Origin of the sequence: Leifsonia xyli (assembly GCA_001647635.1) — a bacterium.
In the GTDB taxonomy this organism is placed as follows: domain Bacteria; phylum Actinomycetota; class Actinomycetes; order Actinomycetales; family Microbacteriaceae; genus Leifsonia; species Leifsonia xyli_A.
Genome location: CP014761.1, coordinates 1036864 through 1058138, shown reverse-complemented (window position 1 = coordinate 1058138; position 21275 = coordinate 1036864). Strand labels below are relative to the sequence as shown.

18 protein-coding genes are annotated in these 21275 nt (G+C 71.0%); 10 read left to right on the top strand and 8 right to left on the bottom strand.

Annotated features, from left to right (window positions below):
• Positions 1-7: 7 nt before the first annotated feature.
• The gene (locus tag A0130_05195) at positions 8-253 is read right to left on the bottom strand and encodes a hypothetical protein (protein ANF31153.1); all 246 of its coding nucleotides are present in this window, start codon (positions 251-253) and stop codon (positions 8-10) included.
• Between the two features lie 84 nt (positions 254-337).
• On the opposite strand from A0130_05195, the gene A0130_05190 reads away from it, so the two are divergent.
• Together A0130_05190 and A0130_05185 are read left to right on the top strand one after the other, a co-directional pair.
• Entirely contained in the window at positions 338-715 is a 378-nt protein-coding gene (locus A0130_05190; protein ID ANF31152.1) for a hypothetical protein, read from the top strand.
• 1 nt (position 716) lies between these two features.
• A complete protein-coding gene (locus tag A0130_05185) occupies positions 717-1055 on the top strand; it encodes a hypothetical protein (protein ID ANF31151.1) in 339 nt (112 codons plus the stop codon).
• Here A0130_05185 and A0130_05180 read toward each other — a convergent pair.
• From A0130_05180 to A0130_05165, 4 genes are all read right to left on the bottom strand, one after another.
• Positions 1052-1987 (bottom strand): alcohol dehydrogenase, encoded by a 936-nt coding sequence (locus tag A0130_05180; GenBank protein ANF31150.1) that lies wholly within the window; start codon positions 1985-1987, stop codon positions 1052-1054. The two genes, A0130_05185 and A0130_05180, sit on opposite strands and share 4 nt — an antisense overlap.
• A 35-nt stretch (positions 1988-2022) precedes the next feature.
• Positions 2023-3087 carry a hypothetical protein gene (locus A0130_05175; protein ID ANF33301.1) on the bottom strand — a complete coding sequence of 355 codons (1065 nt, stop codon included), beginning with the start codon at positions 3085-3087 and terminating at the stop codon, positions 2023-2025.
• 183 nt (positions 3088-3270) lie between these two features.
• Positions 3271-4629, bottom strand: coding sequence for a hypothetical protein (locus A0130_05170; protein ANF33300.1), 1359 nt, complete (start codon positions 4627-4629; stop codon positions 3271-3273).
• Between the two features lie 79 nt (positions 4630-4708).
• Positions 4709-6205 carry a methylmalonate-semialdehyde dehydrogenase (acylating) gene (locus tag A0130_05165; GenBank protein ID ANF31149.1) on the bottom strand — a complete coding sequence of 499 codons (1497 nt, stop codon included), beginning with the start codon at positions 6203-6205 and terminating at the stop codon, positions 4709-4711.
• A 147-nt stretch (positions 6206-6352) separates the two neighbouring features.
• On the opposite strand from A0130_05165, the gene A0130_05160 reads away from it, so the two are divergent.
• A complete protein-coding gene (locus tag A0130_05160; protein ID ANF31148.1) occupies positions 6353-7981 on the top strand; it encodes a hypothetical protein in 1629 nt (542 codons plus the stop codon).
• Positions 7982-8296: 315 nt separating this feature from the next.
• Here the strand turns inward: A0130_05160 and A0130_05155 are convergent, their stop codons facing one another.
• Positions 8297-9658 (bottom strand): FAD-dependent oxidoreductase, encoded by a 1362-nt coding sequence (locus A0130_05155; protein ANF33299.1) that lies wholly within the window; start codon positions 9656-9658, stop codon positions 8297-8299.
• A gap of 214 nt (positions 9659-9872) precedes the next feature.
• On the opposite strand from A0130_05155, the gene A0130_05150 reads away from it, so the two are divergent.
• The 5 genes from A0130_05150 to A0130_05130 all read left to right on the top strand — a co-directional run bounded on the left by A0130_05150 (position 9873) and on the right by A0130_05130 (position 16310).
• Positions 9873-10904 carry a hypothetical protein gene (locus tag A0130_05150; GenBank protein ID ANF31147.1) on the top strand — a complete coding sequence of 344 codons (1032 nt, stop codon included), beginning with the start codon at positions 9873-9875 and terminating at the stop codon, positions 10902-10904.
• Positions 10905-11173: 269 nt separating this feature from the next.
• A complete protein-coding gene (locus A0130_05145) occupies positions 11174-12478 on the top strand; it encodes a sugar-binding protein (protein ID ANF31146.1) in 1305 nt (434 codons plus the stop codon).
• Between the two features lie 76 nt (positions 12479-12554).
• On the top strand, positions 12555-13538 hold the full coding sequence (locus A0130_05140; protein ID ANF31145.1) for an ABC transporter permease: 984 nt from the start codon (positions 12555-12557) through the stop codon (positions 13536-13538).
• Complete coding sequence (locus tag A0130_05135) at positions 13531-14370, top strand: ABC transporter permease (protein ID ANF31144.1); 840 nt, start codon at positions 13531-13533, stop codon at positions 14368-14370. Before A0130_05140 ends, A0130_05135 begins: the two co-directional genes overlap by 8 nt.
• Positions 14367-16310, top strand: coding sequence for a beta-mannosidase (locus A0130_05130; GenBank protein ID ANF31143.1), 1944 nt, complete (start codon positions 14367-14369; stop codon positions 16308-16310). The genes A0130_05135 and A0130_05130 overlap by 4 nt, the downstream gene beginning before the upstream one ends.
• 8 nt (positions 16311-16318) lie before the next feature.
• Here the strand turns inward: A0130_05130 and A0130_05125 are convergent, their stop codons facing one another.
• A complete protein-coding gene (locus A0130_05125) occupies positions 16319-17794 on the bottom strand; it encodes an XRE family transcriptional regulator (GenBank protein ANF31142.1) in 1476 nt (491 codons plus the stop codon).
• Positions 17795-17917: 123 nt separating this feature from the next.
• On the opposite strand from A0130_05125, the gene A0130_05120 reads away from it, so the two are divergent.
• Positions 17918-19237, top strand: coding sequence for an Isocitrate lyase (locus tag A0130_05120; protein ANF33298.1), 1320 nt, complete (start codon positions 17918-17920; stop codon positions 19235-19237).
• A gap of 21 nt (positions 19238-19258) precedes the next feature.
• A complete protein-coding gene (locus A0130_05115; protein ANF31141.1) occupies positions 19259-20896 on the top strand; it encodes a malate synthase A in 1638 nt (545 codons plus the stop codon).
• Positions 20897-20909: 13 nt separating this feature from the next.
• Here the strand turns inward: A0130_05115 and A0130_05110 are convergent, their stop codons facing one another.
• Positions 20910-21269, bottom strand: a complete 360-nt coding sequence (locus A0130_05110) for a MarR family transcriptional regulator (GenBank protein ANF31140.1) — start codon at positions 21267-21269, stop codon at positions 20910-20912.
• Between the last annotated feature and the right edge of the window lie 6 nt (positions 21270-21275).

Here is a 21275-nt window from a genome sequence, read left to right as displayed (position 1 = left end):
CTCCACGCTACTCGTCGAGATCCTCCGTCGTGACCGGGATGGTGGAGCGGTAGGGGTAGGCCGGCATGGAGGAGTACTCCTCCTCGTCCGCCAGTTCGTAGACGTCGTAGACGAGGGCGCCGGCGAACGTGGTCGCGACGCGGATCTCCCCGGGCGGGCAACCGCCGATGAGGGGCACGACCACGACGCTGTCGAGGGTCCGGCCGTCCTCGTAGAGGAGGGCCGCTTTGATGGTTCGCGTGAGAGCGTCCATGACCGGACTTTACGGCTGTCGGGGCATACGTCTATTGACGGCGCGCGGCTGTTTCGGGAAAGTGTTGTCAGCGGAAGGAGAGCAGTGGGAACCCTGATCTACGACGGTGCGGACGGGTTCACGTTCGACGATCGCGTCCTCGCCCACCTCCAGGCGGTCGTGCAGACCAAGCTGCGCCGCCGCGAGGGCTTCCTGCTGATCTGGACGGATCGGACGGCCGACCCGGTCGGGGTGCTGCGCTCCATCTGGCTCGACCCGTCCATATCGCTCCAGTTCGTATTCGCCCGTCCGGAGCTTCCCGAGCTGAATCGCGACTGGCTCACGATCCTCAGCGAACGTGCCAACTCCAATGCGGGCTTGTGGCTCGAGGACGAGCTCCGGGCGGAGATCCGCGAGGAGGTTCCGGAGGGCACGTACCGCGCCAGCAAGGCCAAAGCGGGGAAGCCGCACGAGGGGGCGTGAGATGGGCCGCCTGGTCTACGGGTACGCCGCGCTGGAGTACGAGTTCGACGACCGCACCCTTTCGCACGTCAAGATCGCCGTCGTCTCGAAGCTGCGGCGGCACGAGAGCTTCCTGCTCAACTGGCAGATTCCGAATGATCAGGGCGGCGGCCGGATCAGCCTCTGGATCAGCCGCGAGATCCCGCTCGCGTTCGTATTCGCGGAGACCGCGCCGCCCAAGCTGAACGAGCGGTGGATGGAGGCGTTGCTGCAGTCGAGTCAGCGCACCGGAGGCATGGTGATCGTGTCGGAGGACGAGGCCGAGGCGCAGGCCGCGCGGCCGGCGCACTCGATGCACTAGGGGATCAGCGCGAGCTTGCCGCCCGGGTGGCCCTCCTTCAGGAACGCGAGCGCTTCCGGCGCCTGGTCCAGCGGGTAGGTGCGGGCGACCGGGACCTGCAGGCGGCCGCTGCCCGCTAACTCCAGGAGCCGGGCGCGCGCGGCGTCTCGGAACGCCTGGCTCTGCGGCTGGGCGCCGAAGACCGCGTGGATGCCCTCGCGTTCTGCGCGCTGCGCATCCACGATCGTGACGATGCGCGTGCGGTCGGGGACCAGCTCCAGCGAGACGTCGAATGCCTCGGCGGTGCCCACGGTGTCGAGTGCGGCGGCGATCGGGCCCTGCGCCGCCTCCGTCACGCGCTCGGCGAGACCGGGACCGTACTCGACGGGCAGCCCGCCGAACCGGCGGACGCGGGCGAAGCTGGCCTCGCTCGCGGTGCCGATGACCCGGGCGCCGAGCTCGGCGGCCTGCTGCAGGATGCTCACGCCGACCGCCCCGGAGGCGCCGTGAACGAGGATGGTCTCGCCCGCCCGGACGTCGGTGACGTCGAGCATCTGAGCCGCGGTCGTCCCGACCAGCAGCAGGTTGGCGGCCTCTTCGTCGGCGAGGCGCGGCGGTTTGGCGAAGACGTCCTCCGCCGGCACGGTGATCTCGGTGGCGTAGCCGCCCTGGATGCGGAACGCGACCACCGCGTCCCCCACGGCCCCGCCGCCGGACGCGATCTCGGTGTCGGGTCCGATCGCCGCGATCGTGCCCGCCGCCTCATACCCGATGGGCACGGGCAGCGTCAGGCCTGGACGCGGCGCCGACACGTGCTTGTAGTCGGCGGGGTTGACGCCGGCGGCCGTCACTCGGATGGTGACCTCGCCCCGCTCGGGGGCGGGGGTGTCGACCTCCGCGAACTCCCACGTCTCCGGTGCGCCGAACTGTGTCGCTCTCCACTGCTTCGCCATGATGGGCAGTCAAGTCCCGTTGGCTGAGTGCGGGCTTACGACGCCGACACCGGGTCCGTCGCCCGGCCGCTGTGCCGCGCGCGGCGCGGGCGGGAGGGGGCGAGGCGGAGCATCTGCGCGGTGGAGCTGTCGTCGAGCTCGACGAGGTCGCTTCGCGACTTGATGAAGTCGCTGAACGAGCGGAAGCCGAGCGCCTTCTCGCTGAAGGACGGGTCCATCCGCTTCATCTGGCCTTTCACCGCCGAGCTGTGCAGCCAGGGGGAGTCGTCCTTCTCGTGGCCGAGCTGGAGGGCGCGGGCGAGGAGGCGCGTAGCGACGACCTGCGGGTCCTCCTGCGGCTCGTCAGCGGCAGCGTCTTCCTCCTCTTCGGTCGCGGCGGCGCGACGACGACCGCCGCGCTTGCGACCGCGGTCGGGCTCAGGCTCAGGCTCGGCGGCGGCGGCGGTCTCCGCCGCGACCGTGTCCGCCGCGGCGTCGGAGGCCGCGCTACGGGATCCCTTGCGGCGGGAGGATGTGGCCGGCGCGGGCGCGGGCGCCTGTTCCGTCTCGGGCTCGTCGGCCTCCGGCGCGTCGCCCTCCGGCTCGTCGCCCTCCGGCTCGTCGGTGGCGGTGGCGTCCGCCGCCTCGTCCCGTGCGATCCCCGGCAGGTCGTCGTAGCTCACGAACTCATCGCAGGCTGCGGCGAGGGACTTCGCGGTCGAGCCGGCCACGCCGATCCCGATCACGTAGCGGTTCAGCCGCTTCACCCGCTGGGCGAGAGGAACGTAGTCGGAGTCGCCCGCCACGATCACGACGTGGGTGAGTTCGGGCAGTCGGAACAAGTCCTCGACCGCATCGACGGCCAGCCGGATGTCGGCGCCGTTCTTCGCGTACGCGGCGGCGGGGAAGAGCTGGACGAGGTCGACAGCCCGGCCGACCAGCTGGCCCCGGTACTCGGCGTTGACCGCCGACGACCAGTCGGCGTAGGCGCGGGTCAGGACGAGCGTGCCGAAGGACGACGAGAAGTCGATGACGGCGCCGAGGTCGACCCGCGCCTCCGCCAGCTTCTCGGCGAAGGACGCTTTCGGCTGGGTCGTGCTCGACTTGGGCCGGTCGCGCATGTAGCTGCCGCGGCCGTGCACCTGGTCGTAGCGGGAGATGATGATGTTGTCGAAGTCGATGTAGACCGCGACGCGGCCATCTCCAGGTTCAGTCACCCTCCCAACTTAGCCGCCGACAACAGGGAAAACGTCGCCCGAAGCCGCTTCGGACGACGTTTTTCCTGTGCTCGACGGTTGATCGGGTCAGCGGGCGTAGCGGTCGGCGACGGTGAGGGCCTCGTCGATCGCGGCGAGACCGCGCCGCAGGTCGTCCTCCGAGATGACCAGCGGCGGGGCGATGTGGACGCGGTTGAAGTGCGTGAACGGCCACACCCCGGCGGCCTTGCACGCGGCGGCGACCTCGGCCATCGGGGCCGCGTCTGCACCGGCCGCGTTGAACGGCACGAGCGGCTCGTGCGTGTCCCGGTCGCGCACCAGCTCCAGCGCCCAGAACAGGCCGCGGCCGCGCACCTCGCCGAGCGACGGGTGCCGGTCGAGCCACGAGGTGATCTCCGGCTCCACGACCCGCGAGCCGAGGTCGCGCACCCGCTCCAGGATGCCGTCGCGCTCGAACACCTCGAACGTCGCGACCCCCGCGGCGCACGCGAGCGGGTGCCCGGAGTACGTCAGCCCGCCCTGGAACGCCACGTCGTCGAAGAACGACGCGATCGCATCTGAGATGACGACGCCGCCGAGCGGCACGTACCCCGAGTTGACGCCCTTCGCGAAGGTGATGAGGTCCGGGACGACGTCGAAGGCGTCTACCGCGAACCACTCGCCGACCCGGCCGAAGCCGACCATGACCTCGTCGGCGATGTACACGATCCCGTACTTGTCGCACAGTTCGCGCACGCCGGTCAGGTAGCCGGGCGGCGGGACCAGCACGCCGTTCGTGCCGACGATCGTCTCGATGATGATCGCGGCGATGGTCGCGGCGCCCTCCAGCACGATGACGTTCTCGAGGTGCTCCAGCGCGCGCTGCGTCTCCTCCTCGGGCGTCGCCGAGTGGAACGCCGACCGGTAAGGGTAGGGGCCGAAGAAGTGGGCGACGGAGCCGTCGCTCGGCTCGTTCGCCCAGCGGCGCGGGTCGCCCGTGAGCGAGATCGCCGTGGCGGTGCCGCCGTGGTACGAGCGGTACATGGACAGCACCTTGCGGCGGCCGGTCACCCGGCGGGCGAGGCGGACCGCGTACTCGTTGGCGTCGGCTCCGCCGTTGGTGAAGAACACCTTGTTCAGCGTCCCGGGCGCCACCTCGGCGATCCGGCGGGCGAGCTCGCCGCGCACGTCGTTCGCCATCGACGGCTGAACGGTGGCGAGGCGTCCGGCCTGCTGCTGGATGGCCGCGACGAGGTCCGGATGCTGGTGCCCGAGGTTAAGGTTGACCAGCTGCGAGCTGAAGTCGAGGTACGCGTTGCCCTGGTAGTCCCAGAACGTCGCGCCCTCGCCCGCGGCGATCGGCAGCGGGTCGATCTTCGCCTGCGCGCTCCACGAGTGGAAGACATGCCCGCGGTCGTCGCTACGCACCTGCCGCTCGGCGGCGGCATCCCCGAAGGAGTGCTCGATGCCGTGCCGGTCGGTGTAGCCGGTGCGGGCGGGGGCGGTGGTGGAAATGGTGTCGGTCATGTGCCTTCGTCGCCTTCGATCAGGAGTTGCCGGGGAACGCGAGCTCGATGCGCGAGTGCACCGGGTCGGGCCAGCGCGTCGTGACGACCTTGCTGCGCGTGTAGAAGTGGAACGACTCCGGCCCGTAGATGTGCGAGTCGCCGAACAGCGAGTTCTTCCAGCCCCCGAACGAGTAGGCGCCGACGGGGACCGGGATCGGCACGTTGATGCCGACCATCCCGACCTCCACCTCGAACTCGAAGCGGCGCGCCGCACCTCCGTCGCGGGTGAACAGGGCGACGCCGTTCCCGTACGGGTTGGCGTTGATCAGCTCGACCGCCTCCTCGTAGGTGTCGACGCGCACCACGCTGAGCACGGGGCCGAAGATCTCGTCGTCGTACGCCTTCATCCCGGGCTTCACGTGGTCGAGCAGGCTGACGCCCACGAAGAACCCGTCGCCGTCGAAGTCGCGCTGCGTGCCGTCGGCGACGACCGTCGCGCCCTCGGCCGCGGCGCCGGTGACGTAGGACGCGACCTTGTCGCGGTGCTCGCGGGTGATCAGCGGGCCCATCTCGCTCGCGTCGTCGGTGCCCGCGCCGATCCGCAGCGCGTCCAGGCGCGAGTGGATGGCCGGCACCAGCCGGTCGCCCACCTCGCCGACCGCGACGACCACGCTCACCGCCATGCAGCGCTCGCCGGCGGAGCCGTACGCCGCCGAGACCGCGGCGTCGGCAGCGGCGTCGATGTCCGCGTCCTCGAGCACGACCATGTGGTTCTTCGCGCCGCCGAGAGCCTGCACGCGCTTGCCGTTGGCGCTCGCGCGCTGGTAGATCGACCGGGCGATCGGGGTGGAGCCGACGAAGCTCACGGCGGCGACGTCGGGGGAGTCGAGGATCGCATCCACCGCCTCCTTGTCGCCGTGCACGACGTTGAGCACGCCGTCGGGGAGACCCGCCTCGCGGAACAGCTTGGCCAGGAAGACGGACGCGCTCGGGTCCTTCTCGCTGGGCTTGAGGACGACGGTGTTGCCGCAGGCGATCGCGCTCGCGACCATCCACAGCGGCACCATGACCGGGAAGTTGAACGGCGTGATGCAGCCGACGACGCCGACGGGCTGCTTGACGCTGTGCACGTCGATGCCGGTGGAGACCTGCTCGCTGTACTCGCCCTTGAGCTTGTCGATGAGGCCGGAGGCGAACTCCACGTTCTCCAGCCCGCGGCCGATCTCGCCGGCGGCGTCGGAAAGCACCTTGCCGTGCTCGCTGGTCACGATCGCGGCGAGCTCGTCGCGGCGTTCGGTGAGGAGGTGGCGGAGGCGGAACATCACGTCCGCGCGTTTGGTCAGGCTGGTGGCGCGCCAGGCCGGGATGGCGGCCTTCGCGGCGGCGATCGCGGCCTGGGTCTGCGCGGTATCCGCCAGCACGACCTCGTGCTGACGCTCGCCGGTCGCCGGGTTGTAGACGGGACCGGTGCGGTCGGGGCGGCTGCCGTCGGCGGGGGCCTCCGCTCCCGCGATGAAGTGTCGGATCAGGGCCACGGGGGTCCTCCAGGTGGATCGTCCCGGACGTTCTGCCCGGGGATGACAGTAGGCTTTCATCCCAATGATCACAGAGCGGAGGCGTGGACAGCGATGCCAGATCGTCGGGACCCGCAAGCGGGCCGCACAGTTCGTCCGGAGGCGGCCATGGCGGTGACGCCGGCGCACTCGGCCGTGCTGCCGACCCTGCGGGAGGTGCTGCGGATGGAGCCGGTGGCGCGCGCGCTGCCGGAGGTGCTGACCGGGCGCGAGCGGCTCGACGCGCCGGTCCGCTGGGTGCACGTCGCGGAAACGGCGGAGGCCGCGCGACTCGGCTCGGGCGGCGAGCTGCTGCTCGCGACCGGGGTCGGCTGGCCGTCCGACGAGGCGGCGTTGCGGCGGCTCGGCCGGGTGCTCATCGAAGCGGATGTCGCCGGAGTCGTGCTGGAGCTCGGGCCGCCGATGCCGGCCGCGCCCGCGGCGCTGGTGGACGAGTTCCGGACCGCCGGGCTGCCGTTCGCGGTGCTGCACCGGGAGGCGCGGTTCGTCGCGATCACGGAGGCCGTGCACTCGCGGATCATCGCGGAGCAGATGGGTGCGCTGCGGGCGCGGGACGACATCCACGCGCTGTTCACCGACCTCAGCCTGCGTGGCAGCCCGGCCGACTTCATCGTGGAGCAGGCGGCCCGGGTGCTCGGGTCGCCGGTCGTGCTGGAGGACACCGGCCACCGCGTGGTCGCGGCCGCCGGCCTCGACGCGGGCGACCGGGCAGGGGAGGAGGCGGAGCTCGCGGACTGGGAGCAGCGGTCGCGTGCCGCGCACCGGTCCGGCGGCGGCGCGTGGACCATCGTTCCGGTCGAGGCCCGCGGCATGCGGTGGGGGCACCTGGTCGCGCTGCCGGGCGAACCGCATCCCGCCGGGCGGTCGAACGTGCTGGAGCAGGCGGCCGTCGCCCTCGCGCTGAGCCGGCTGTCCGACCGCGACGACGACGAGTGGACGCGGCGCAGTCACGACGCGCTGCTCACCGCCCTGCTCGGGCGGCGGTTCGCCGGCGAGGGCGGCGTGACCGCGCGATTCGAGGCGGCGGGGTTCCCGGTGGGCGGGCGGACGGTCGCGGGGGTCGCGCTGCGGCTGCGGTCGGGGACGCTGCCGGTGTCGGCGGCGCCGCGGGTCGTGGAAGCGGCGCGTGCAGCGGGGGCGGACGCCGTCGCGGGGCGGCATCCCGAGCGGGCGGGCGTGCTGGTCGTCGCGGTGTCGGCGCGGCCCGGGCGGTCGCTGACGGATGCGCTGTTCGCGTCGCTCGCGGACGCCGCGGGATCGGCGCGGCTCGACGACCCGGCGGCCGTCGTCGCCGTCGGATCGGAGGCGCGCGGGATCACCCGGCTGTTGTCGTCGCTGGAGGAGGCGGTCGAGCTGGCCGCCGGTGCGGCCGCCCGGCCGGACGCGCGGCTGGGGCGCGGGGTGGTCATCCAGCGGGTGCAGCACCGGCCGCTGCTCCGGCTGGTCAACGCCCTCGGCAACGACCCGCGGATGCTGGAGCACACCGAGCATCTGCTGCGGCCGCTCATCGAGTACGACCTCGCGACCGGCGGCGACCTCGTGGAGGTGCTGCGCGCGTACCTCAGCCACCCCGGCAACCGGACGCGCGCCGCGGCGGCGAGTCACCTGTCCCGGTCGGTCTTCTACCAGCGCATCGCCCTCATCGAGGAGCTGCTCGGGATGGACCTCGACGACGGCGAGACCGTCGCCGCCCTGCACGCCGCCGTCCTCGCCCGCCGCCCCACCCCGCCCGCGTAACCCCTGCCGCCGGCGCACGCGCCGCGCCTGCGGCCCGCCTCGCGGCGTGGTGCGCCACCCAGCCCAGCTATGGGTCGCAACACGCCGCTACGGCGCCGCAGTAACGGCGTGTTGCGTCCCCTGGAGACGTCTGGTGGTGACGCCACGGGGCTCCGCGTGGCCGCGCTCTGGTTGACGCAACACGCCGTGCCGCGGGCACGGATTGCGGCGAGTTGCGTCAACAAGCCCATCTATGGGTCGCAACGCGCCGTTATCGCGGGCGCGTAGCGGCGTGTTGCGACCCATGGATGCGGCGGGATGCGGGGGTGGCGCGGGTCAGGAGTCGAAGCCGAGGCCGACGGCGTCGAGGGTGCGGAGGAACGCGTTGCGGTGGCCGGCGCGGTGGTCGGCCGCGTCCAGGGACCAGCGCGTGAGGTTGATGCCGAGGGACGCGGCGGGCTCCGGTGGGAAGGGGAGAGGACGCGTCCGCACCATCTCGAGCGAGGTGCGCTCGGTCGTGCGCCCGGACAGCAGGTCCAGCATCACCTGCGCGCCGAAGTGTGTGGCCGCGACGCCCAGACCGGTGTACCCGGCGGCGTACGCCACCGTGCCCTGCCGGGCCGAGCCGAAGAACGCGCAGAACCGGCTGCACGTGTCGATCGCGCCGGCCCAGCGGTGGGTGAAGGTCAGCCCCTCGAGCTGCGGGAAGGTGGTGAAGAAGTGGCTCGCCAGCCGCTGGAACGTCGCAGGCCGGTCCTCGTACTCCGACCGCACCCGCCCGCCGTAGTGGTACACCGCGTCGTAGCCGCCGAAGAGGATGCGGTTGTCGGCGGTGAGGCGGTAGTAATGGAACTGGTTGGCCGAGTCGCCGATCCCGAAGCGTCCCTTCCAGCCGATCGACGCCAGCTGGGACGCGCTGAGCGGCTCGGTCATCAGCACGTAGTCGTACACGGGGACGGTGGCGAGCCGGTTCCGCCGCAGCAGGCTGGGGAACACGTTGGTCGCCAGAGCCGTCCGCTTCGACCGCAGGGTGCCGGTCGGCGTCTCGAGCACGGTCCCGTCGCCGATGCTCCCGACAGGGCTGTGCTCGAAGATCTCGACGCCCGCGTCCACACAGGCGCGCGCCAGGGCCCGGGCGAGCTTGGCGGGGTGGACGAGGGCCGAGTCGCGGTGCCGGAGCAGCCCCGCCTGGTACGTGGGCGAGTGCACGAGGGCCTGCACGGCGTCCCGGTCGAGGAAGTCCGCCTCCGCCCCCGCCGCCGAGCGTAGGTCCGCGACTTGGTACACCTCGGTGGCCACATCGAGGGCGCCGTTGCGCTCGAACTCGGCGTCCAGCCCGAGCTCAGCCACGGTCGCCTCGATCTCGTCGAGGTTCCGCATCCCGAGCCGCTGCAGCTCGTCGAACTCGCCGGGCCAGCGGGTGCGGCCGTTCTCGTCGCCGTGCGTCAGGCTCGCCTCGCAGAAGCCGCCGTTGCGGCCGGACGCGGCCCAGCCGATCCGGCGCCCCTCCAGCACGACGACGCGGGCGTCCGGGTCCTCGCGCTTCGCGAGCAGCGCCGTCCAGAGCCCGGTGTAGCCGCCGCCGACGACGGCGAGGTCGCAACCCAGGTCGCCGCGGAGGCGCGGGTAGTGGTCGCCCGGCGCGTCCTCCGTCCAGAACACCGCCTGGCGGCTCGGCGCGAGCGCGTGCCGCACCACCGCCTCCGCGGGTGGGTGGCGCTCGAACACGGTGCTGGTCCGGGAGGGGCTCACGCCGTCATTCTGCCCGAAGCGTCCGCCGCCGATCGTCGCAAGATCCCCGGCCGCCCAGTCAGACCGTCCGGACGGGTGAGCGGCTTCGCAGCGAATCCCCGGGATGCGGAGGACAGACGAGCAAGTAGTCTTGGCCGCGCACCATGAAGGGAGGGAGCGCGTGAGCAACGGAGCGGGACGCGTGACCATCGCGGGACTGGCCGATCGGCTGGGGCTGTCGAAGGCCTCCGTGTCGTACGCCCTCAACGGGCTCCCCGGCGTCAGCGACGAGACCCGCGAGCGGGTGCTGGCGCTCGCCGAGCAGCTGGGATGGCATCCCTCGTCGTCCGCGCGGGCCCTGTCCCGGGCCCGGTCCGACACCATCGGGATCGTGCTCCGCCGCGACCCGGCCCTGCTCGGCGCCGAGCCGTACTACATGAGCCTGCTGGCCGGCGTCGAGTCGGAGCTCGCCGAGACCGGGCAGTCGCTGCTGCTGCGCATGGTCGGCGCCGACGCCGGGCAGGACGTCGCCGCATACCGCCGCTGGAGCGCCGAGGCCCGCGTGGACGGCGTCATGCTCTTCGACCTGACCTTCGACGACCCGCGGCCGGCGCTGCTCGACGAGCTCGGGCTCGCGTTCGTCCTGCACGGCAACCGCGAGGCGCTCGCGCCGGGGAAGGTGCTGCTGTACGACGCGCGGTCGGATGCGATCCTGCTGGTCGACCACCTGGCGTCGCTCGGTCATCGGCGCGCGCTTCACATCGCCGGTCCCGCCGAGTTCGAGCACGAGCAGGACCGCCGGGACGCCGTCGGCGGCCGCGGGCGGGAGCAGGGGATGGTGTTCTCGTTCGCCGCGTCGGACTACACGATGGAGGCGGGGGAGCGGCTCGCGGCCGAGGCGATCCGCGACGACCCGTCGATCACGGCGGTGCTGACCTCGAACGACCTGCTCGCCCTCGGCGCACAGGCCGCGCTGCTCCGCGCCGGGCGGGAGGATGTCGCGGTCGTCAGCTGGGACGACTCCCTGCTCTGCCGCCTCGGCACCCGGCCGATCACCGCCCTCGACCGCTACCCGGAGGAGCAGGGACGCCGCTCCACGCGCCTCCTGCTGGATCAGCTCAACGGCACGCCGACGTTCGACCGCCGCGCGCATCCCAGCAGGCTGGTCCCGCGCGCCACGAGCCTGCGCGCCGCCGCCCCCGCCGCGCGCTGAGCCCCCGCCGCGCGCTGAGCCGCCCGATGATTCGTGCCGAATCGTCGTTCTGCGGCCGCCAGAGCGCACATTCGTGCCGAATCCTCTCGCCCCGCGACCGAGTCCGAAGCGTTATCGACACGCCGTGGAGCGGCGGACGGATCGGTATACCCTCGGACGAGGTGAAGCCGCGCTTGACAGATGAACCGGTTAAGTTAGGCTTCCCCTGGCGCCCTGCGGCACGCTTCTCGCCGGCCGCAGCGCCCCCATCAAGAGACGAAGGAGTCACAATGAGGAAACGCGCCATCGTCGCGGCCGCCGTCGCCGCTGCGGTCTCGCTCGTGGTCGCGGGCTGCAGCAGCTCGGGATCCGGCGGTTCGGCCAGCGGGTCGACCATCACCTACTGGGCCAGCAACCAGGGGACCAGCCTCGACAACGACAAGCAGGTGCTGACGCCTGTGCTCGACGAGTTCACCAAGCAGACCGGCGTCAAGGTGAAGCTCGAGGTCATCGGCTGGAACGACCTGCAGACGCGCATCCAGACCGCCGTCACCTCGGGCCAAGGCCCGGACGTGCTCAACATCGGCAACACGTGGGCCGCCTCGCTGCAGGCGACCGGCGCCTTCCTCCCGTACGACGACGCCAACATGAAGGCGATCGGCGGCAGTGACAAGTTCGTCCCGACCGCGCTCAAGACCGGCGGCGCCGAGGGCAAGCCCGTCACCAGCGTCCCGCTGTACGGCCTCGCCTACGGCCTCTACTACAACAAGAAGATGTTCAGCGACGCCGGCATCCAGCCGCCCACCAACTGGGAGGAGCTGGTCAGCGACGCCAAGAAGCTGACCAACGGCACCACCTACGGCTTCTCGCTCGCGGCCGGCAGCTACACGGAGAACGTCCACTTCGCCTTCATCAACGCGTCGCAGAACGGCGGCGAGTGGTTCGACAGCAAGGGCAACCCGACGTTCACCAGCAAGGAGAACGTCGACGGGATCAAGCGCTACCTCGACCTGATGCAGACCGACAAGGTCGTCAACACCTCGAACGCCCAGTACGACAACGGCGTGCAGGCGGTCAACGACTTCGCCACCGGCAAGGTCGGGATGATCCTGAGCCAGAACAACGCCGACGCCTCCATCGTGTCCAACGGCATGAAGAGCGACCAGTACGGCGTCGTGCCGTTCCCGGCCCCCGAGGGCGCCAAGCAGATCGCGACCTTCCCGGCCGGCATCAACCTGTCGATCTTCAAGAACACGAAGAACAAGGACGCGGCCCTCAAGTTCGTCAAGTACATGACGAGCGAGGACACCCAGAGCAAGCTGGCGAAGCCGTACGCGACGCTCCCGGTGCTCGACGGCGTCAAGCCGACCTTCACGGACAACGCCGAAGAGGCCGCGACCTTCCAGAAGATCTACAACGACATGTCCAAGCCGCTGCCGCTGGTGCCGGCCGAGGACCAGTTCGAGAACACGGTCGGTAAGGCGATGAACGACATGTTCGCCAAGATCGCCACCGGCAGCACGGTCTCCGAGTCCGACATCAAGTCGGCCATGCAGAGCGCGCAGGACCAGGTCAAGCAGTCCCTGGGCGGCTGATCCGCCGAAACCTCGCTCGCCGGGCGGGGCGGTCCCCGCTCCCGCCCGGCGGTCAGCCACACCTGTAAGGAGACCCATGTCGACGACGACAGACGTCCGCGGCCCCGCCGTCACGGTGCCGGCCGCGGCCGCACCGCCCAAGCCGAAGCGCCGCCGCCCCAAGGGATGGTGGCTGCCGTTCCTCCTGCTCGCCCCGGCGATCATCTTCGAACTGCTCATCCACGTGGTCCCGATGCTCACCGGCATCTGGATCAGCTTCCTCCAGCTCACCAAGTTCTACATCGCCAACTGGGGCGAAGCGCCGTTCGTCGGCCTCAAGAACTACGCGGTCGCGCTCGACTTCTCCGGGTCGGTCGGCCAGGGCCTGCTCAAGTCGTTCTTCGTGACCGTGGGCTTCACCATCCTGGTGGTCGGTATCTCGTGGGTGCTCGGGATGGCCGCCGCCGTCGCCCTGCAGGAGCGGTTCCGGGGGCGCGCGTTCTTCCGCACCCTGTTCCTCGTGCCCTACGCGCTGCCGCTGTACGCCGGCATCATCACCTGGAAGTTCATGTTCCAGAAGGACACGGGCGCGATCAACCACTTCCTGTTCGACAACCTCGGGCTCCCCGGCGACAAGCCGTTCTGGCTGATCGGCGGCAACGCCTTCTGGTCCATCGTCATCGTCGCGATCTGGCGGCTCTGGCCGTTCGCGTTCCTGATGCTCATGGCTGGGCTGCAGTCGGTCCCATCGGAGGTCTACGAGGCCTCCGCGGTGGACGGCGCCAAGCCGTTCCGGCAGTGGCGCTCGATCACCCTGCCGATGCTGCGGCCGGTGAACGCGGTGCTGTTGCTCGTCATGTTCCTGTGGACGTTCAACGACTTCAACACGCCGTACGTCCTGTTCGGGAGCACAGCCCAGCCCGCGGCGGGCGACCTGATCTCCTTCCACATCTACAACGCGTCGTTCCTGACCTGGAACTTCGGCTCGGGAGCCGCGATGAGCGTCCTCCTGCTGCTGTTCCTGCTGATCGTCACCGGCGCCTACCTGCTCGTCGTCAACCGGAGGAACCGCAATGCGTGAGACCCGCTCTTCCCACGTCTTCCGCTGGGTGACCATCGCCGTCCTGACGGTGTTCACGGTGGTGCCGCTGTACGTGATGATCACGTCGTCGGTGAAACCGCTGTCGGAGGTCCAGGCCGCCTTCACGTGGTGGCCGCAGACGATCACGTTCCAGCCGTTCATCGACATGTGGTCGACCGTGCCGCTGGCGTCGTACTTCGTGAACAGCCTCATCGTGTCGAGCGCCGCGACCCTGATCTCCCTGGTGATCGCCGTGTTCGCCGCCTACGCGGTGTCGCGCTACCGGTTCAAGGGCCGCAACGTGTTCACGACGACCGTGCTCTCGACCCAGATGTTCCCGGGCGTGCTGTTCCTGCTGCCGCTGTTCCTCATCTTCGTGAACATCAACCAGGCCACCGGCATCCAGCTGGTCGGCACCCGCTGGGGCCTCATCATCACGTACTTCACGTTCGTGCTGCCGTTCTCGATCTGGATGCTCGCCGGCTACTTCGACAACATCCCGCACGAGCTCGACGAGGCCGCGAAGGTGGACGGGTCGGGCCCGATGGGCGCGCTCTGGCACGTGGTCATCCCGGCCGCGCGCCCGGGGCTGATCGCCGTCGCGATCTACTCGTTCATGACGAGCTGGGGCGAGGTGCTGTTCGCCTCCGTGATGACGACGGATGAGAACAGGACGCTCGCGGTCGGCCTGCAGCTCTACTCGACGCAGACGAACGTGTACTGGAACCAGATCATGGCGGCCTCGCTGGTGGTGTCCATCCCGATCGTGGTGGCGTTCCTGCTGCTGCAGCGGAACTTCGTGGCGGGTCTGACGGCCGGCGCGGTCAAGTGACGGCCGTCGACCGGCCTTCGCCGGTGCTGCGGGTGGACGACGCCCCGGTGGTGTGGCTGGGGGCCAACTTCTGGTCGCGCACCGGGGGACCGCTGATGTGGACGCGGTACGACCCGGAGGTGGTCCGCCAGGAGCTGCGCGTGCTCGCCGAGCACGGCCTGAACATGACGCGCTCGTTCTTCTACTGGCCCGACTTCCACCCGACCCCGGACTCGCTCGACGAGCAGTGCGTCGCCAACTTCGCCGACTTCCTCGACGCGCACAGGGAGGTCGGGATGACGACGGTGCCGACGTTCCTGGTCGGTCACATGTCGGGCGAGAACTGGGACCCGGTGTGGCGGGAGGGCCGCGACCTGTACCGCGACGTCTGGTTCGTCGGCCGGCAGGCCTGGTACGTGCGGGAGCTGACGGCGCGGTTCGCGTCGCATCCCGCCGTCGCCGGCTGGCTGCTGACCAACGAGGTGCCGATCTACGGCGGCGAGGCGCCGCGTCCCATCGTGGACGCGTGGGCGTCGCTGCTGGTGGATGCGGTGCGCGCGGGCGGCGGGACGCAACCGGTCGCGGTCGGCGACGGCGCGTGGGGCATCGAGACGACCGGCCACGACAACGGCTTCTCGGTGCGCGATCTGGCGGAGTTCACCGACTTCATTGGGCCGCACGTCTACCGGATGGAGACCGACCAGATCCGCCAGCACCTGAAGGCGGCGTTCATCGCGGAGCTGGCGGCGACGCACGGGCTGCCGGTGATCATGGAGGAGTTCGGCCTCACCAGCGATTTCGTGTCGGACGCGGGCGCCGCGTCCTACTACCGTCAGCTGCTGTACTCGACGCTGCTGGCCGGCGCGACCGGCTGGATCGCGTGGAACAACACCGACTACGACGACCTGGCCGATCAGCGTCCGTACTCGCACCATCCGTTCGAGATGCACTTCGGCATCACCGACAGGCACGGGAACCCCAAGCCGCCGCTGCGCGAGCTGGCGGGCTTCGCGGCGGATCTGGCGGCGATCGACCTGCCGTCGGTGCGGCGAGCGGCGGTGGATGCGGCCCTCGTCGTGCCGTCGCATCTGGCGGAGGACTACCCGTTCACCAACCAGGACGAGCGGGCGCACATCGTGGCGACCGGCGAGCAGGCCTACGTCGCGGCGCACGAGGCGCACATCCCGGTCGCCGTGGTCCGCGAGAAGGCGGATGGCGGGCTCCCCGCCGGCTACGGGCTGTACCTGCTTCCGTCGGTCAAGCAGCTGTGCGCGACGTCGTGGGAGCAGCTGATCGCACTCGCCCGCGAGGGCGCGACGGTCTACGCGTCGTACTCGCACGGGTCGAGCGGCGTGCAGCGCGGGCCGTGGTGGGCGCACACCGAGGAGCTGTTCGGGGTGCGGATGGAGTCGGCGTACGGGCTCGCGGAGCCGGTGACCGACGACACCGTCGTGCTGCGGTTCACGGAGCCGTTCGGGTCGATCGAGGCGGGGGAGACCCTGTCATTCGCGGCCGCAGGCAACCGGAACGGGCGCACCTCCCTGCCCGTTCGCGCGACCGCGGGACGGGTGGTCGCGGTGGACGCGCACGGTCGCCCGGCGATCGTGGTGCAGGACCACGGGGCGGGACGCGCGGTGCTGTGCGCGTATCCGCTCGAGTTCTTCGCCGCGGAGCAGGGCCGCGTGAACCCCGAGCAGACGTGGCGGTTGTACGACGCGCTCGCCGCGGTCGCCGACGTGGAGCGCGACGTGCGCCTCGACGACCCGCGGGTGTTCACGGACTCACTGGTGCACGAGGACGGCCGCCGTTTCGTCGTCTTCGTCTCCCAGCACGAGACCGACGTCGTCGTCGAGCCGTCCCTCCCCGCCGGCGCCGAGCTCAGCTCCCTCGACGGCGGCCCGTCCCCGCGGGTCGACCTTGCCCCCTACGGCGTCGCCCTCCGCCTCCTCACCCTCGACTGACGCGCGGGTCAGGAGGCGGGGGCGTGGCGGTCGAGGAAGGTGAAGACCTCCGTGGGATCGACGCCGGGGAAGGTGCCGGTGGGCAGGGCCGCGAGGAGGGACGTCGGGGTGCGCGCGGCGGGCCAGGCCTGGCCCTCCCAGCGCTCCGCCAGGGTGCCGGGCGGGCGACGGCAGCACGTCTCGTCGGGGCAGCGCGACACCGCCCGGTTGGCCGTCTCCCGGCCCCGGAACCACTTCACGTGCGCGAACGGCACGCCGACGCTGACCGAGTAGTCCCCCTCCTTCGCCTTCTCGACCCGTGACGTGCACCAGAACGTCCCGCTCGGCGTGTCCGTGTACTGGTAGTACGGGCTGAAGCGGTCGGCGACGTCGAACACCGTGCGCGCCGTCCAGCTGCGGCACACCGGCGTCCCCTCGACCGCGCCCAGCGCGTCCGACGGGAACACCACCGCGTCGTTCTCGTACGCCTTGATGATCGTGCCCGACTCGTGCACCTTCATGAAGTGCACCGGGATGCCGAGCCGCGCGGTGGCCAGGTTGGTGAACCGGTGCGCTGCCGTCTCGTACGACACCGCGAACGCGTCGCGGAGGTCCTCCATCGAGATGCGGCGGAAGTTCTTGGCCTCGGTGAGGAACGCGACCGCGTCCTTCTCGGGCAGCAGCAGCGCCGCCGTGAGGTAGTTGGTCTCGACCCGCTGCCGCAGAAAATCGGCGTAGTTTCGCGGCTCGTCATGCCCGAGCAGGTGCGACGCGAACGCCTGCAGGATGGGGGAGCGGGAGTCTCTAGACGCCGACTGCTCGGTGGGCAGGTAGATGCGTCCATTGCGCCGGTCGGTGACCGACCGGGTGGAGTGGGGCAGGTCGCCGACGTAATGCAGCGAGTAGCCGAGGTGGTCGGCCATGTCGGTCACGGTCTGATGCGACACCGGCCCGCCGGTGTGTCCGACGGCGGCCAGCAGCTCCGCGGCGATCGCCTCCAGCTCGGGGAAGTGGTTGTCGCGCGCCCGCATGGTCGCCCGGAGCTCGGCGTTCGCCCGCCGCGCCTCCTCGGGGGTCGCCGCACGCTCGCGGTGGAGCCGCTCCACCTCCTGGTGCAGGCCCAGGATGGCGCGCAACGTCGCGTCCGGGACGGTCCGGCCGACCCGGGTCGGCTCGATCCCGAGCGCCGCGAACACCGGCCCGCGCTGCGCCCGCTCGACCGCGATCTCGAGGGCCGCACGCTCATCCGGGGCCTCCGGCGTGAGCAGGTCGTCGACGCTCACCTCCAAGGCGGCGGCGATCGCGCGCAGCAGGGCGAGCCGCGGCTCGCGGTTGCCGTTCTCGATCGTCGACACCTGTGACGGCGCCCGGTCGATAGCGGCCGCGAGGGCCTCCAGGGTCATCCCGCGCTGCTGCCGGAACGCGCGGATGCGCCGCCCGAGGGTGAGTGCGTCGGCTTCTGGGCGGTCGTCCTGCACGTCGTCGATGACGGTCATGGTGGCCATGCTGACACCCGGGCGAAGTTCTGGCAAACAGAACAACAGCCGGATTTCTGTCGACGGATCCGATCGGGAGGTGCTCGACCGGGCAAAGGATCGTCTCAACCGACACGACCGATGGAGGTCACGATGAGCACCGAACCCCGCACCGAAGCCCGCCCCGGCGACACGACCCAGACCGCCGCCGAGCTGCAGCTCGAGTGGGATGCGGACCCGCGCTGGTCCGGCATCCGCCGCGACTACACCGCCGACGACGTCGTCGCCCTGCGCGGCCCGGTCCGCGAGGAGCAGACCCTCGCCCGCCGCGGCGCCGAGCGGCTGTGGGAGCTGATCGGGCGCGAGAGCACACCGGCCGACCCGCGCTGGGTCGCCGCGCTCGGCGCCCTCACCGGCAACCAGGCCGTGCAGCAGGTCCGCGCCGGGCTCGAGGCGATCTACCTCTCCGGCTGGCAGGTCGCCGCGGACGCCAACCTCTCGGGCCAGACGTATCCCGATCAGAGCCTCTACCCGGCCAACTCCGTCCCCGCCGTCGTCCGCCGCATCAACAGCGCGCTGCTGCGGGCCGGTCAGGTCGAGGGCACGGACGGCCCGATCGACGACTGGATGGCGCCGATCGTCGCCGACGCCGAAGCCGGCTTCGGAGGCCCGCTCAACGCCTACGAACTGATGCACGGCATGATCCAGGCCGGCGCTGCGGGCGTCCACTGGGAGGACCAGCTCGCCAGCGAGAAGAAGTGCGGGCACATGGGCGGCAAGGTCCTCATCCCGACCGGCCAGCACATCCGCACCCTCAACGCCGCTCGCCTGGCCGCGGACGTCGCGGGCGTGCCGACCATCGTCATCGCCCGCACGGATGCGCTCGCCGCGACCCTGCTGACCAGCGACCACGACGAACGCGACCGTCCCTTCGTGACCGGCACGCGCACCGCCGAGGGCTTCTACGAGGTGCGCAACGGGATCGAGCCGGTCATCGCCCGCGGCCTCGCCTACGCGCCCTATGCCGACCTGCTGTGGGTCGAGTCGGCCGAGCCTGACCTGGAGCTCGCGCGGCGGTTCGCCGAGGCCGTCCACGCCGAGTTCCCCGGCAAGAAGCTCGCCTACAACTGCTCGCCGTCGTTCAACTGGCGATCCCACCTCGACGACGACACCATCGCCCGGTTCCAGCGCGAGCTCGCGGCGATGGGCTACGCCTTCCAGTTCATCACCCTGGCCGGCTTCCACGCCCTCAACCACTCCATGTTCACGCTCGCCCGGGATTACTCCACCCGGCACATGAGCGCCTACGTCGACCTGCAGGAGGCGGAATTCGCCTCCGAGGCCGACGGCTACACCGCCACCCGCCACCAGCGGGAGGTCGGCACCGGCTACTTCGACCGGATCGCGACCGCGCTCAACCCCGACAGCGCCACGCTCGCCCTGGTCGGCTCCACCGAAGAGCACCAGTTCTGACCGACCGAAGGAGACGACATCATGATCGAGATCACCGGCCCCCGCACCGACGGCGCCGACCGCATCCTCACCTCGGAGGCCATCGCCTTCGTCGACCACCTGCACCAGACCTTCGCCGCGCGACGGCAGGAGCTGCTCGCCGAGCGGCAGCGGCGCCGCACCGAGGCCGGCAACGGGCGCGACCCGCGCTTCCTGAGCACCACGGCCGTCGTCCGCGAGGACGCCGACTGGCGCGTCGCCGGCGCCGGCCCCGGACTCGAGGACCGCCGCGTCGAGATCACCGGCCCGACCGACCCCAAGATGGCGATCAACGCGCTCAACTCGGGCGCCCGCGTCTGGCTCGCCGACCTCGAGGATGCGACGAGCCCGACCTGGGCCAACATCGTCGGCGGCCAGACGACGCTGTTCGACGCCGCCCGCGGCGACCTCGCGTACACGAGCCCCGAGGGCAAGGACTACCGGGTCACCACGCCGTTCGAGCACACGCCGACCATCGTCATGCGGCCGCGCGGCTGGCACCTGGTCGAGAAGCACCTCGCCTTCACCGACCGGGCTGGACGGACCGCGCCCGCCAGCGCGTCCCTCACCGACTTCGGCCTGTACTTCTGGCACAACGCGCAGGCGCTGGTGGATGGGGGACGCGGCCCGTACTTCTACCTGCCGAAGCTGGAGTCGCACCTCGAGGCGCGGCTGTGGAACGACATCTTCGTGTTCGCGCAGCAGCGCATCGGGATGCCGGTCGGGACCGTCAGGGCGACCGTGCTCATCGAGACCATCCCGGCCGCGTTCGAGATGGAGGAGATCCTGTTCGAGCTGCGCGACCACTGCGCCGGGCTCAACGCGGGCCGCTGGGACTACATCTTCTCGATGATCAAGACCTTCCAGGGACGCGGGCGCCGCTTCGCGTTCGGCGACCGCGACCGCATCACGATGACGGTGCCCTTCATGCGGGCGTACACGGAGCTGCTGGTCGCGACCTGCCACCGCCGTGGGGCCCACGCGATCGGCGGGATGAGCGCGTCCATCCCGAACCGCCGCGACCCGGAGGCGACCGCCCGGGCTCTGACGAAGGTCGCGGACGACAAGCGCCGCGAGGCGGGCGACGGCTTCGACGGGACCTGGGTCGCCCATCCCGACCTCATCCCCACGGCGCTCGCCGAGTTCGACGCGGTGCTGGGGGACCGGCCGAACCAGCTGTCCCGGCAGCGCGACGACGTCACGGTCGCAGCCGCCGACCTGCTCGACGTCGGCTCGGCGGACGCGACCGTGACGGATGCCGGGGTGCGGTCGAACGTCTCGGTGGCGCTGCGCTACATCGAAGCGTGGCTGCGCGGGACGGGCGCCGTCGCGATCGACGGGCTGATGGAGGACGCGGCCACCGCGGAGATCTCGCGGTCGCTGCTGCGGCAGTGGATCGAGAACCGCGTGGTGACCGTCGACGGGACGACTGTGGACGCGGAGGCGGTCGCCCGGCTGATCGACGAGGAGCTGGAGGCGCGGGAGACTGACGGCTCGCGCTTTGCGGACGCCGCCGACGTGCTGCGCGAGGTGGTGCTGGCGGAGGACTTCCCGACCTTCCTCACCATCCCGGCGTACGCGCGGTACCTCGTGGATGCGCGCGACGCCGAGGAGGCGGAGCGGCTGGCGCTCGCCGGGTGATCCCTGCCGCCGCTCACGGATGGTGCTCGAGGTACTCCTCGAGCACCTTTCCGTGGTCCAGCTCCGGGTCGCGAGCGCCGACGAGCAGGGTGATGCGCGGATGCGTCGCCGCAAGCTCTCTCAGCTGGTCGACCGCGGGGTTGCCGTCGAGCTCCTGCTCGTAGCGCGTGCGGAACTCGTCGAAGACCTCGGCCTCGGCGGACGCGTCATGGTGGAACCAGCGACGCAGCTCCGTCGAAGGCGCCACCTCTTTCAGCCAGAGGTCGAGGTGGGCGCGTTCCTTGCTGACGCCGCGCGGCCAGAGGCGGTCGACCAGGATGCGGTAGCCGTCCTCGGGCGCCGCCGGGTCGTAGATGCGCTTGACGGTGAACACGGTTCC

Excerpts from the sequence above, each read along its gene's own strand:
- A0130_05195 (ANF31153.1), bottom strand. The coding sequence starts at position 253 with ATGGACGCTCTCACGCGAACCATCAAAGCGGCCCTCCTCTACGAGGAC.
- A0130_05185 (ANF31151.1), top strand. The coding sequence starts at position 717 with ATGGGCCGCCTGGTCTACGGGTACGCCGCGCTGGAGTACGAGTTCGAC.
- A0130_05180 (ANF31150.1), bottom strand. The coding sequence starts at position 1,987 with ATGGCGAAGCAGTGGAGAGCGACACAGTTCGGCGCACCGGAGACGTGG.
- A0130_05175 (ANF33301.1), bottom strand. The coding sequence starts at position 3,087 with ATGCGCGACCGGCCCAAGTCGAGCACGACCCAGCCGAAAGCGTCCTTC.
- A0130_05160 (ANF31148.1), top strand. The coding sequence starts at position 6,353 with ATGGCGGTGACGCCGGCGCACTCGGCCGTGCTGCCGACCCTGCGGGAG.
- A0130_05145 (ANF31146.1), top strand. The coding sequence starts at position 11,174 with ATGAGGAAACGCGCCATCGTCGCGGCCGCCGTCGCCGCTGCGGTCTCG.
- A0130_05140 (ANF31145.1), top strand. The coding sequence starts at position 12,555 with ATGTCGACGACGACAGACGTCCGCGGCCCCGCCGTCACGGTGCCGGCC.
- A0130_05135 (ANF31144.1), top strand. The coding sequence starts at position 13,531 with ATGCGTGAGACCCGCTCTTCCCACGTCTTCCGCTGGGTGACCATCGCC.
- A0130_05125 (ANF31142.1), bottom strand. The coding sequence starts at position 17,794 with ATGGCCACCATGACCGTCATCGACGACGTGCAGGACGACCGCCCAGAA.
- A0130_05120 (ANF33298.1), top strand. The coding sequence starts at position 17,918 with ATGAGCACCGAACCCCGCACCGAAGCCCGCCCCGGCGACACGACCCAG.
- A0130_05115 (ANF31141.1), top strand. The coding sequence starts at position 19,259 with ATGATCGAGATCACCGGCCCCCGCACCGACGGCGCCGACCGCATCCTC.